Source organism: Neptunomonas sp. ABH4_499 (genome assembly GCF_056160565.1).
In genome coordinates this window covers 20,737-32,988 of record NZ_JBSWXK010000007.1, presented here as the reverse complement: position 1 = coordinate 32,988, position 12,252 = coordinate 20,737, and the positions used below count along the sequence as shown (strand labels likewise).

Below are 12,252 nucleotides of genomic sequence, written 5' to 3'. Positions count from 1 at the left end.
TACTGTAGACCAGCGACTTCCTTCTGCTGGTTGATCGTTCTTATTGTCTATCCTATCGCGAGATATTGAACACTCTGTGACAGGATAAGTTCCCGATCGAAAACAGTGTACAAACGGCTACCTGCGTTTGATTTATAAGCGGTAGTCTTTGGCCGAGAGATCAAATTCTTCATCCAAAAGACGGCCAATCACATTACCATCTGCCAAGTGATGTGCAAACTGCATGTGCAAACAGCGGACTTTGTCCCACTGCGAGATACCGCCAATGCCGTAGCGATCAAACATCTCGGTAAAGCCGAGCGTTTCGATGCGGGCTTTATCCTCGGGCAGCATCATCTCCCAACGGGTTTTAACGTATCGAGCCTGATCCGCCAAATACTGAGTTTTTAACGCCTCATCCTCTTGGATGCGTGCTTCGATATGCTTTACCCAGCCGCGGCCTTCAATCTGCCCAATCGCCTTACAGAGCTCTTTGGACGAAAGCCAATAAAGCGTTGGGAACGGCACATCATTGACCAACGAGCGCATGCGAAGCGCGAGCGGCGTGCCACTTTTGGAGGTAGCAACGACCTCTATCAAGCCCTCAGGCTCTCGGCCGATCTGTTCGCGGATGATCTCGATGTGCTGCTCTGTTACGGGCATGGGTTTGCTCTCTTTTGCCACTTTTTAGTTTAAACATGTCCGTACTCTTCACCGCGGCCCAGCCAACGGCGAGTGATCGCATCCATCAGATCACGGTTTTTCTGCACTTGATCGGCCACTTGGCGTACACGATCCAGCATGTCTTTGTCCCGGGTAAGATCCGCAATGCGAAACTGCATCATACCGGTTTGGCGCGTGCCAAGGACTTCGCCTGGACCTCTGAGCTCTAGGTCTTTTTCAGCGATTTTGAAGCCATCGGTGGTTTCACGCATCACACCAAGGCGGGCCTTACCCTGCTTGGAGAGCGGCGCATGGTACATCAACACGCAAAAGCTTGCGACCGACCCTCGCCCTACCCGGCCTCGTAACTGGTGCAACTGCGACAAGCCTAAGCGCTCGGGGTTTTCGATGATCATCACACTGGCATTCGGGACATCCACACCGACCTCGATGACGGTGGTCGCCACCAGCAAATCCAACTCAGCGGCTTTAAAGCGCGCCATCACCTCGGCTTTCTCGGCCGCTTTCATCCGGCCGTGCACAAGCCCAATCTTGAGCTCCGGTAATTGCTCTTTTAGCAGCGCCTCTGCCACTTCGGCCGCTTGGCACTGCAGCGCTTCGGACTCTTCAATTAGGGTGCACACCCAGTAGGCTTGGCGTCCCTCTCGGCAGGCTGCACGAACCCGCTCGATCACTTCATCGCGGCGCTTATCATCAATGACCACGGTGTTCACTGGGGTACGCCCAGGGGGGAGTTCATCAATGATGGAACAATCCAGATCCGCATAGGCGCTCATGGTTAACGTACGCGGAATGGGGGTGGCCGTCATGATCAGTTGGTGCGGCGTTTGAATCCCATCGCGCCCCTTCTCCCGAAGGCTCAAGCGCTGATGCACACCAAAGCGGTGCTGCTCATCAATTACAGCAAGGCCTAGGTTGTAAAAGCGGACATCATCCTGAAACAAAGCATGGGTGCCCACAACAATCTGAGCCTCACCACTGGCAATCGTCGCAAGCTGTGTCTCACGCTGCTTACCCTTAACTTTACCGGCCAACCACGCCACTTTAATCCCCAGAGGCTCCATCCAAGCCGTAAAGTTGGCAAAATGTTGCTCAGCTAGGATCTCGGTAGGCGCCATCACCGCCGCTTGGCGATTGTTCTCGACCGCTTGCAACGCTGCCATCGCTGCGACCACGGTTTTACCCGACCCGACATCCCCTTGAACCAGACGCAGCATGGGCACAGGTTTGTTCAAATCCCTCGCGACATCGTTACAGACCCGCTGCTGCGCCCCAGTAAGGCTAAAGGGTAGCTGATCCAAAAACGCTTTTGTGTGTACACCATGGTAAGGCAACGCGGGCGCGCCGTTTTGCTGCACCTGCTGACGCAGACGCGTTAAGGTCAGGTGATGGGCCAGTAACTCTTCAAAGGCCAAACGGCGCTGGCAGGGATGCATCCCCTTTTGCATTAAGTCCACGTTGGCATCAACGGGCGGCGTATGAAGGTAGGTAAGGGACTCACCAAGCTCCGGTAAACGCCACTGTTGACGCAAGCCTTCGGGGATCAACTCAGGTAAGGAGCCGGTTTCGAGCCATTCCAGCGCTTGATTAATCAAGGTGCGCAAGCGGCTTTGCTGCAGCCCTTCGGTCATAGGATAAACAGGAGTTAGGTGTTCATCCACCGGTGCATTGATGCCGGTTTTGCGGGTCGAGTATTCAGGGTGAACCATCTCAAGCCCCGATGGACCCGGACGGACCTCACCAAAGCAACGAACCCTCTTACCCGTCGCTAACTGATTTTTTTGCGCGGCACTGAAATGAAAAAATCGCAAAGTGATCGTGCCGGTGCCGTCTTGCACCCGGCACAGTAAGCTGCGACGTCGACCGTTGATGATGTCGCAGGCTTTGACCTCCCCTTCGATCACGCACTCATCGCTTGGACGTAAGCTGCCAATCGGCAACACGCGTGTCCGATCTTGATAACGAATCGGCAGATGAAACAGCAAATCCTGCAGGGTTTCGATGCCCAAACGCGCAAGCTTAAGCTCCATCGCGGCGCCAACGCCTTTGAGCTCCGTTACCGGGGGAAGAATCACAGACGCACTCATCTCACTTACGCGGTCTCTAACGCCCCAGCACTGCCCATCGCTTTGCCTTGCTCCAACGGCATCGAGCAACGGCTGACCGCATCAACCAGCACATCAATGGCTTGAGGCCTTGGGAAGCTGGCACGCCAAGCAATCGCTACGGTACGAATCGGCTGTGGCGATTTGAACGGGCGAGTTTCCACTAAATTGGACTGGTAATGCCCTTTCGTCGCGGAGATCGGCAATACACTCGCCCCCAGACCACTGGCCACCATCATACGGATCGTCTCAAGGGAGGAGCCTTCGGTGACCGAGTGTTGCTGCGCAATAGCCTGCGTCAGGGTTGGGCAGCTTTCTAAGACTTGATCGCGGAAGCAGTGACCTTCGCCCAGCATCAATAGCTCAGTATCGACGAGGGCACTGGAGTCGATCTGTTTCTGATCGCACCACTGATGCCCTTTGGGTAGCAGCATCACGAAGGGTTCGTCGTACATCACACGAGTGACGACATCGGGCTCTTCAAACGGCAACGCGATGATGATCGCATCCAACTCGCCGTTGCGCAGTTTTTCACGCAGACGAGCGGTGAAGTTCTCTTCAATGTAGAGCGGCATGTCCGGCGCGATTTTGCGCACTTCTGGCACCAAGTGCGGGAACAGATAAGGCCCAATCGTATAGATGGCCCCGACACGCAGCGGGGATTTAAGCTGATCTTTACCAAATTGCGCCAAATCTTTAATCGTGTCGGCTTGCTGGAGCACCTTTTGGGCTTGCTCGACGATGCGCTGGCCCACATCGGTCAGACGCACAGCGTTCTTACTGCGCTCGAACAAGGCGACGTTTAGCTCCTCCTCGAGTTTTTTAACCGCAATCGACAGCGTCGGCTGACTTACAAAACACTTCTCGGCGGCTCGGCCAAAATGTTGCTCACGGGCTAAGGTTACGATGTAGCGCAGCTCAGTCAGCGTCATGGACGTGCTCCTCTGATATGATGCCAATTCAGGTAGCGTTTTAGGCTTAAGATGACATTGTTTCGGAATTAAGCCGCACTATAAACCAACTCTTTTATAGCATCTAGGCTATTGAATAGGTTTCATACGATAAATCCTACCTATCAGATTTAGAGACTATCCAGCACCTTTCCGCATGAAACTAGGTCCAGCTCCGACATAAGCTAGACTATATACGCCAATGACGTATAATTTTAACTATGATATTCATTGAAACCAGCGTGTTTACCCGTCGCATCAAAGAATTGATCAGTGATGACGAGTATAAGGATTTACAGGAAGCCCTGGTGCAACGCCCCGATATGGGTGTCATCATCCAAGGTACAGGCGGCCTTAGAAAAATAAGGTGAAGACTTGAAGGAAAGGGAAGGCCTTACGCCAGAACAGAAAAAAGCACTGAAACTGATAGTCGAGAGGTGGTCAGATGAAAAACGAAATGTTTGACGAACTGTTGGCCAGCGTAAAAGAGATGGACGACATCGTTCAAGGTAAAAGCACCCCAGCCCACATAACTGAATTTAAAGACCCTGAGGTCAAAAAAATTCGGGAACAGGTGGGACTGAGCCAGAACCGCTTTGCACTCCTTATCGGTGTGAGTAAGCGCACACTGGAAAACTGGGAACAAGGGCGACGGCAACCGACAGGCCCAGCTAAAGCACTGTTAAGAATACTGGCAGCCGATCCTGAAGGTAGCGTTAAAGCCCTTCATAAGCACTAAACTGAAACTTTTCGCCTACACCCCATGAGAGCAAGATAGGAAACCGATGAATCACTCTAATCCAACCGCCCCCGTACGTGTTCTTATTGCTGGCTGTGGCGATGTGGGCATCGCGCTAGGGCAGCGTTTACACGACTCTGGGGCCGTTGTGTATGGGATACGCCGAACGATAAACCAACTTCCCGATAGCATCAATGCGATCAAAGCGGATTTAAGTGATAAATCGTCTCTATCGGTGTTAGGGCAATTAGCCCCCTTTGATTACGTGGTGTATTGCGCGACCGCCAGTGGGCGAAGCGAAGCCGCTTATCAAACGGCTTACATTGATGGGGTTAGCCATGTGTTAGAAGCGCTTCCCGCACAACCTAAGCATCTGTTTTTTACCTCCAGCACCAGTGTATATGGCCAGCATAACCACGAATGGGTGGATGAAACCTCCCCCACCGAACCAAAAACCGAGACGGGAAAAATCATGGTGGCGGCCGAGGAGAATGTTCTGTCATACCCCAACAGCACAGTGGTGCGCTTTAGCGGTATTTACGGCCCCAGCCGTGGTCACATGGTGCGAACCGTTGAAGAAGGAATCATTGCCCCGCCAGAGCCAGTCCATTACAGCAACCGCATTCACAGGGATGATTGCGCAGGTGTGTTAGCGCATTTAATCGGCTTGCTCGAGCAAGGCAAAGCCATCGACTCGATCTACCTTGCCAGCGATGATCACCCAACGCCCATTCACGATGTCATGAAGTGGCTAGCTGAGCAACGCGGAACGGAGATTACGGGGTATAAAGAGATACGCCGAAGTGGTAGTAAGCGGTGCTCGAACCAGAAGTTTAAAGAGAGCGGGTATCGGTTTTTGGTGAGTGGGTTTCGGGAGGGGTACTAAATTTAGTACGCAACAACAAGAAGTACCTCTTAAGCAATGAACAATATGGCGCTATCAGAACGATTAGGAAGACCGAGATAAATTTATTTTACTTGAGGTATTGGAGGGACTTATTATCAAGCACAAGGCTAAACGCTGGTCTCGTATCATCAATATGGCAGAAACCAAAAGCGGCTAAACAACCATTTAAAAGGCTCTTAGTCGAGGCGCTACCAATAACGAGACTCAACTAAGCACAACAACCTAACACAATGTTATTAGTAGTACCAGTGATCATACGCAAGCTTTGCGCTTGTCCAAAACTAAAGCCCACCAACGACAATTAAAAGTCCGAGAGGCTAACCATTCCTACCAGTTAAACCAAAATACCCTTGACCGTACACCCATTGGCGAGATTCACCTTAAAGGTCTTCAGGCGGGGTTTGAGATTGATACGCCTGTGAAGGTCAGAGTGATGGAGGGCTGTTTAGTCGTTACGGCTGAGTAAATACAAGTAACCCCGCAATGCGGGGCTAAAAACCACTCACTACAAATCAGATTCGCGCCTTTGATAAACCCATACTCCATCATCATTGATAGGCTGTGGAAAATCTAATCTTATACAACTAACAACAATTGCATAATCTTCTTCGTAATCAGCAATTATCTCCGTCTCAACACAAGAAGCTGATTCCTCATCCTTTTCATTGATCAGGCCATCCAAATAAAACCTAACATCAATATTTTTGTCTTCAATCGAAAACACGACTGCACGCAGTAATGCAGACACCTCACCCAAAAGGGCTCGCTGAAGAGATAACCGAGTTAAAGTATTGATATTCATTAGTATCTATGGCCTCGCTGGAACAATATGGATGCCATCTTTAGAGTAATGAATAATGCCATTTGTGGTCGGCGAAGCATTACCAGCCTGATCAATGTATGTTCCAATCCTTTCACCAAAATTAACCCTCTCTTTTGAACCAGGTTGCCCTACAGGAACCTTTCCAACTTGTTGGCCAGTACCTGCCTGTTGTGCAAGTTTAGTTGGGTCACTAGTCATCGTACTTCGACCAGGTGTATAAGAGTTGTGCCCAGGGAAATGCTTCTCTTGCGCTCCCCATTTCACTTTCGGTGTTCCCTTTGAAACCGCTTCCTCAAGTAACTCTTTTACAGGGCCTTTTGCAGCTCTTGCAGGAGGGATGAAACTAGCGATATCAAAAGCTGCATCAACACCTGAATACCCCTCAACAACATCACATTCTCCTGGTGCATTAGCTGGCATTGGATTCAATAACGCACCAATACCAATACCAATTACAGCGCAAGGAACACAGATTAGTCCCTTGGGATCAACATAATTAACCGGATTCCCACCTACATACCCAAACGTGTTCAGGCCAGCGTTCAACCCTATAGGGTCGCTTTGCACATAACGCCCATAAGCCGGTGCGTAGTCGCGGAAGTAGTTGTAGTTTAGGCCAGTTTCCCAATCATAAAACTGACCGGGGAAGCGCAGTCGAAAGTAAAAGCGTTTGCCATTGCCGTCTGGATCGGTGATTTGGCTGCCTTGCCCAAACGCATCGCTGACCCATTTCCAGATCACCGTTTGATCATTTTGCGTGATGTAGATGGGCGTATTTAGATGATCTGTATGGATATATTTGATGTACTCCGCCCATACATTTCCGGTAGAGCTTAGGTTTTGTTCTACCAAGGCGACAGGTGTATCGCCATACCAGATGTAGTTGTTGATCCGGTAGTAGTGGCCACTTTTGTTCACAAAGCTCTCGGTTAATAGCTTACCGTTGGAGCCATATTGAAAGAGTACATGCGTGCCACTTTTTGAGCTGAGTTTACGAATTCGCTCGCCATAGGCGTTGTAGTAAAAACGGGCTCGCTCTGCGGTACCTATTTTAGCCGACATCATTCGATTGTTCGGGCCATAGGTGAATACGTGGCTCGATATACCACTGATAATGTTGCCGTTTTCATCGTGAGTGATGGCGGTGCTCCAACGTTTTTTCAGTTTGTTGGAGTCGGTTTCATATGTCAGCCTTTGGGTACTGGTTTGTGTCGTGCCATCGGCCTTGAAGCTCTCTTGGACTTTTCTAGTCCGGTTACCTACGGCATCATAGGTGTAACGTTTTGCGTAGTTATCGGTTTCTTCTTCGGTTAGCCGGTGCAGATTATCGTATTCATACGTGAACTGACCATCGTTACGATTTTGCGTCAGCAGGTTAGAAGCAAGATCGTAGTAGTACTCAATGGTGTCGACAGGGCTGATGTCGTGGCTGATCAAACGACCGTTCAGGTCATAATTGCGGGATAAGGTGATTCCATTCCCCCACGTAAACCCATTCACTCCCCCGAAAGGTTGGTAGGTAATATCCGAGAGTACGGTACGTTGCCCCAGTTTTAAGCCTTCAATATCGATCCCTGTTAACTGCCCTTGCGACCACTGGTAATTAACTTTTAATCCTTCTGGGTAAATCACAGACGAGAGCTGATCTTTATTGTTGTACAGGTAGTTAAAACCGAGATAACGTGTTTTACCTTCAACTTCCATGCTACGAAGCCGCTCTTCTAATTTGCCTCGTTCGTTGTAGGTATAAAGAATGCGACCCGATTGATCCTCAACTTCGGTCAGCTGCCCTACCGCTGGTTGAGTGACATCCCCACTTGGGTAGGTGTCGTAGTGATATGTTTCGCTGTAGCTTGGGTAACCATCAATGCTGGTTGTTAGCAATCGGTTTAATGCATCGTAGCTGTAGCGTGTGGTGATGTTCTTCGCATCGGTGGTCGCGATGAGGTTATCGGCATCATCATATTGATACGTGGTAACGCCGGTAGATGGGCTGTTGCGCTCAGTTACACGGCCTAAGTAATCGTACTGATATGTGGTTGTAACACCCCGAGGGTCAACTACTTTGGTTAGGTTATCAGCTTGATCGTATTCGTATTGGGTGGTGCTTTGATCCGCATCGATGACTTTGGTTAGGCGTTCTAACGCATCGTACTCATATTGGGTAAAGTTTTGGTTTGGGTCTGTGTGGTTTTTTAGATTACCGTTGGCATCGTGCCACAATTTGTCGGTTCCACTATCAGCACCAATAGCGGACAACATCTGACCAATCTCGTTGTAGTTATACGTCGATTGGTAAGTCACGTTGCCGTTACTGTCCTTGGTGGACTGCGCTGTTACATTCCCCATTAGGTCTAGGGTATATTCGATGCGCTCCCCGGCTTGGTTTTGCAATGCTATGAGTCGACGCGCCGCATCGTATTCAAACGCAACCCAACTGCCATCAGGGGCTGTGATTTTCTCCACTTCGCCAGAAGGCCGATACGCGATACCGTACTCGACATTCGCACCGTTCGCTGTGTAGCTTCGCTTAATTAGGCGGCCACGGGTGTCGTACTCATTAAAGTACTGAAAGCCATTCGCATCGGTAATGACGGTGGGCTTACCGTAGATATTATGCCCACCGAAGGTTACTTCGTGTCCTGCGGCATTGATGATTTTGGTTAGCCAGCCGCGCTCTGTGTACTCATAACGAGTAACGTCACTCACATCCGTACGCGGGCCATCTACGGTTTCAACTAAGCCAAGATCATTGTAGGTGTAACTCCATTGCTGACTGGCAACCGAAGCAGGCACGTAAAGAGAGGCGCATAAAAGTGCAGTAAGAAGCGTGTTCTTCCTGATCATAATGATGTCCTTATCATTGACTTAGCGATGTCGAAGTATGGTTGAGAAGTTTACCATACTCATCGTAGGTGAAAATTTCTTTTTTTGTCGGTGACTGTATTTTGGTCACTCTGTTTTGTGAATCGTAAGTGTAGGTGGTTTCGAGTTGATTTGGGGTGCCGAAGGCTTCGATACTCTTGAGTGTACGACCAGAATCATCTCTGACATATTGGGTTGTTATATCTTGCCAATCTGTTTGGCTAACCAAAAAACCATTCGCGTCGTAGGTGTAAGCTTTCTTTGATCCTGCACAGGTGTCTGTTGCAGCACCTTCAACCATTGCTGCTTTGTACTGCCCTCCAAACACTTTAAAGGCATAGACCGTATCATGTCCTAAGGCATTAGCTACCGTTCGTGTCCCATCAGAGTTATACACTATTGTACTTACTTCAACACCCGATCCTGAATGTCCTTTCTCGCTTCGGACAGCTCGTCCTTGGTTATTATATTCAACTGAATAGAGTACTTCACCTGACGAATCCTTGACACCTGTAACGGAAATTGGGTTATCGGTGTCTTCGTAAAGATAATTTAATGCATAGCCATCAGGGTAAGTCACATTAACAAGCTGATCTGTATAATTAGTCTCTGCATATGAATAACTAACCCGATTCACACCATCAGAAGCAATGTTCTTAACTTGATAACTCCCATCGCCCAATAGTGAAATAACCAAAGAAGAGTCACCATAATGAACGGTCACATTTTCTCCGTCATAAGTTAGTGTATATATATGCCCAAAATTATTAATTTCGGTAAGTCGACCACTAGCGTCAAAGTACTCGACTACACCACTTCCTAATATTAACTTAAAACCAGAATCGGTAAAACTCAGCTTCATGGACATTGGTTTAGGCGGTACAAACTCACCATCCTCTAACGAAAAGTCCACACTAAAGCCATCCGGCCTAATCACCGTATAAAAATCATTATGCCATTCCAGCCTTTGAAGAAAGTCATAAGACCAACCCCCTCCTAGAGAGTTATAATACCTATTGAATTCAATAGAACCATTTACATCCTTAAATTTATAAAACTTATTTCCTGTAGCTATATTTATAGGGTTACTTGTATTATTACAGGAATTACCATTATTACTTATTGATTCCGAAAAAAAGGCTGAAAGATGCCACTCATGTTCATAGTTATAATTAGGATTATCGCATTCATCCCTTACCCGCTTAGCTATACAATACCTTCTATTGGGATAATTTTTTCTTCAGTATAACCAACATATTCATCCCTTATATTACAATTATTATAGGAGAGCTTGTTTTTTAAACTAACACCTGAATGATGCATCAAAACATTTCTACAAACCGTCGATACTGAAGGTGAAACTATCACTGTTGAAAACGATGACGCTCGCCATTCTGCAATAGCATTAAAGGGTAAAATTAATGACATACCTAAAATAAAAAAAATCGCAAATAGACGCAAAGGCAAAGATCTTAACTTTAAAATAACAACAATCATCTTACTTTTCACTTCTTCCAACATTAACAGGCATACCATCACTATAAGTAACAGTGGTTTTACTTCCATCTATTATTAAGGTAGGTAAATCATCATTATTTCTTGAAGTTTCAATAACTCGCTCGTTTTCTGTACCAAACGCTTCGACTCGCTTCGTCTCAAAACCACTTTCATACTCATACTGCGTAGTCGTACCATTAACAACTGACTGAATTAAATTACCGTCGTTATCGTACTGGTACTCGGCACTGGACGGCTCGCAACTAACTGTGGCCTTACCTTCGACTTTAGCCAGCTTACGGAACTGATCATTTTCAGTCAGATAGAACTTCTTTTGATACCCTTGGCTATTCGTAACGATACGTTGGTAATTAGTCGGATATTCAACTTCCAACCGATCCACATCGCCTGCCAGCGATGACATCACCGCTTTACCCTCATCGTTGTATTCAAAATACGCGTATTGCTCCGGGCCTGAACCGTAGTCATCATCAATGCTGGTTACCGACTCAGGGAATCGTTCGTCATCGTAGTTAAAAATGCGCTTCTTATATTGATTACCCGATGAATCGAAGTAAGTAAGGGACGTTAGACCGACATCCCATGCCAGCTCAACATGACCTGTGTCAAAGGTAAAACGTGTTGCACGGTGCTCAGTGTCGTACTCAATGGTAACCGTTTCGATGAGCTGATTATTCTTTTTAAGAGTCAGTGTTTGCTGTTGATCCGCGTAAGTTACTTCTATTACTCGGTTAGGTTCTTTTAGCTCTATTAGCTTACCAGCCGAATTAAAAGTAAAAGACTGCGTGCCTTTGGTTAGGGCATAACCGTCGTCTAATTCTGATAACTTCTGATTTGGATACTGAACGCTTCGGCCTGATGTGTTGAACTGTGTATAACTACCATTAGGCGTGAACAGGGTAAAACCACTGTCCGTCTTTACCAGTGTGTAGTCGTAACTGTGCTTCCAATGGGTAGCTATTGTTTGAGTCTGAGTTTCTGTAACGTTTGAGTACGCCTTTTTTGTATACACGTGCCCAGTAAATGGCTTATACATCGGCTCGTAAGAGCGAACAACATATGTACCTGCCGTAAATTGTGGACGATAGCCATAAGCAGTAAAACGGGTATTTGCATGGTTATTGTAGTGGTACGTAATACTCAAACCACCGGGGATGCTGGATTGATATATGGATTCACGTAGCCATTTTTGGCCGTCAATTAGACTGATAGGGTGGTCTGTTACCGTACTGCAACTTGACTGGGGTGGCGGAAGAGCACAGGTTTCAGGGTCTGAACCTATTGGGCAGCGTTCTTCACAGAGCTGACTTATCTCGTTAAAAATTGATGGCTCAGGGCAAGCAGGTTCAATACAACCATACTCTTCATCGAGCACTCCTTCGCACTGCACGTTAAAATAAAACACTAATAGGTAACCACCTACCCAACCAGCCTGCATGAACTCTTTACCATTTGAGCTTGTTGTAAAACCACACAGTAAATCAGGATCTTTATCACTTACCGATTCTACAAATGGATAACACGCGTCTATCGCTTCCTGTTTATCTTTATAGAACTGAATAACTTCAAAAAGCTTGCCGTCCTGTACATCCACATAATAAGAGTAAGCACTGGATGAAAATACCAATATCATTAAATATACAAATATCTTAAATAAATCTAAAAAATTTATCATCTCCCTA

At 47.5% G+C, this 12,252-nt stretch carries 11 protein-coding genes and 1 pseudogene; 3 read left to right on the top strand and 9 right to left on the bottom strand.

The window, feature by feature from the left end:
- Positions 1-132: 132 nt before the first annotated feature.
- Genes ACXAF9_RS08775 through ACXAF9_RS08765 form a run of 3 tightly spaced genes read right to left on the bottom strand, consistent with a single transcriptional unit; the run spans position 133 to position 3,700 of the window.
- Positions 133-642 carry a DUF501 domain-containing protein gene (locus ACXAF9_RS08775; RefSeq protein ID WP_475073004.1) on the bottom strand — a complete coding sequence of 170 codons (510 nt, stop codon included), beginning with the start codon at positions 640-642 and terminating at the stop codon, positions 133-135.
- A 29-nt stretch (positions 643-671) separates the two neighbouring features.
- Complete coding sequence (gene recG, locus ACXAF9_RS08770; RefSeq protein WP_475073002.1) at positions 672-2,750, bottom strand: ATP-dependent DNA helicase RecG; 2,079 nt, start codon at positions 2,748-2,750, stop codon at positions 672-674.
- A gap of 5 nt (positions 2,751-2,755) precedes the next feature.
- Complete coding sequence (locus ACXAF9_RS08765; protein ID WP_475073000.1) at positions 2,756-3,700, bottom strand: hydrogen peroxide-inducible genes activator; 945 nt, start codon at positions 3,698-3,700, stop codon at positions 2,756-2,758.
- A 463-nt stretch (positions 3,701-4,163) separates the two neighbouring features.
- Here ACXAF9_RS08765 and nadS point away from each other — a divergent pair, with 463 nt between their 5' ends.
- The 3 genes from nadS to ACXAF9_RS08750 all read left to right on the top strand — a co-directional run bounded on the left by nadS (position 4,164) and on the right by ACXAF9_RS08750 (position 5,830).
- On the top strand, positions 4,164-4,457 hold the full coding sequence (gene nadS / locus ACXAF9_RS08760) for a NadS family protein (RefSeq protein ID WP_475072997.1): 294 nt from the start codon (positions 4,164-4,166) through the stop codon (positions 4,455-4,457).
- 46 nt (positions 4,458-4,503) lie between these two features.
- A complete protein-coding gene (locus ACXAF9_RS08755) occupies positions 4,504-5,343 on the top strand; it encodes an SDR family oxidoreductase (protein ID WP_475072995.1) in 840 nt (279 codons plus the stop codon).
- Positions 5,344-5,635: 292 nt separating this feature from the next.
- The gene (locus ACXAF9_RS08750) at positions 5,636-5,830 is read left to right on the top strand and encodes a SymE family type I addiction module toxin (RefSeq protein WP_475072993.1); all 195 of its coding nucleotides are present in this window, start codon (positions 5,636-5,638) and stop codon (positions 5,828-5,830) included.
- Positions 5,831-5,869: 39 nt separating this feature from the next.
- Here ACXAF9_RS08750 and ACXAF9_RS08745 read toward each other — a convergent pair whose 3' ends face one another.
- The 6 genes and pseudogenes from ACXAF9_RS08745 to ACXAF9_RS08720 form a co-directional block, all read right to left on the bottom strand.
- Entirely contained in the window at positions 5,870-6,166 is a 297-nt protein-coding gene (locus tag ACXAF9_RS08745; RefSeq protein ID WP_475072991.1) for a MafI2 family immunity protein, read from the bottom strand.
- Between the two features lie 6 nt (positions 6,167-6,172).
- Positions 6,173-9,034, bottom strand: coding sequence for a polymorphic toxin type 50 domain-containing protein (locus ACXAF9_RS08740; protein ID WP_475072989.1), 2,862 nt, complete (start codon positions 9,032-9,034; stop codon positions 6,173-6,175).
- Positions 9,035-9,047: 13 nt separating this feature from the next.
- The gene (locus tag ACXAF9_RS08735; protein WP_475072986.1) at positions 9,048-9,965 is read right to left on the bottom strand and encodes a hypothetical protein; all 918 of its coding nucleotides are present in this window, start codon (positions 9,963-9,965) and stop codon (positions 9,048-9,050) included.
- Positions 9,966-9,968: 3 nt separating this feature from the next.
- Positions 9,969-10,127 (bottom strand): annotated as a pseudogene (locus ACXAF9_RS08730) (DUF6531 domain-containing protein); the annotation flags it as partial.
- A gap of 131 nt (positions 10,128-10,258) precedes the next feature.
- Positions 10,259-10,573 carry a hypothetical protein gene (locus tag ACXAF9_RS08725; RefSeq protein WP_475072984.1) on the bottom strand — a complete coding sequence of 105 codons (315 nt, stop codon included), beginning with the start codon at positions 10,571-10,573 and terminating at the stop codon, positions 10,259-10,261.
- A complete protein-coding gene (locus tag ACXAF9_RS08720; RefSeq protein ID WP_475072981.1) occupies positions 10,551-12,245 on the bottom strand; it encodes a hypothetical protein in 1,695 nt (564 codons plus the stop codon). Before ACXAF9_RS08720 ends, ACXAF9_RS08725 begins: the two co-directional genes overlap by 23 nt.
- Positions 12,246-12,252: the final 7 nt, after the last annotated feature.

Excerpts from the sequence above, each read along its gene's own strand:
- ACXAF9_RS08765 (WP_475073000.1), bottom strand. The coding sequence starts at position 3,700 with ATGACGCTGACTGAGCTGCGCTACATCGTAACCTTAGCCCGTGAGCAA.
- recG (WP_475073002.1), bottom strand. The coding sequence starts at position 2,750 with ATGAGTGCGTCTGTGATTCTTCCCCCGGTAACGGAGCTCAAAGGCGTT.
- ACXAF9_RS08755 (WP_475072995.1), top strand. The coding sequence starts at position 4,504 with ATGAATCACTCTAATCCAACCGCCCCCGTACGTGTTCTTATTGCTGGC.
- ACXAF9_RS08740 (WP_475072989.1), bottom strand. The coding sequence starts at position 9,034 with ATGATCAGGAAGAACACGCTTCTTACTGCACTTTTATGCGCCTCTCTT.
- ACXAF9_RS08745 (WP_475072991.1), bottom strand. The coding sequence starts at position 6,166 with ATGAATATCAATACTTTAACTCGGTTATCTCTTCAGCGAGCCCTTTTG.
- ACXAF9_RS08720 (WP_475072981.1), bottom strand. The coding sequence starts at position 12,245 with ATGATAAATTTTTTAGATTTATTTAAGATATTTGTATATTTAATGATA.
- ACXAF9_RS08725 (WP_475072984.1), bottom strand. The coding sequence starts at position 10,573 with ATGTTGGAAGAAGTGAAAAGTAAGATGATTGTTGTTATTTTAAAGTTA.
- ACXAF9_RS08775 (WP_475073004.1), bottom strand. The coding sequence starts at position 642 with ATGCCCGTAACAGAGCAGCACATCGAGATCATCCGCGAACAGATCGGC.
- nadS (WP_475072997.1), top strand. The coding sequence starts at position 4,164 with ATGAAAAACGAAATGTTTGACGAACTGTTGGCCAGCGTAAAAGAGATG.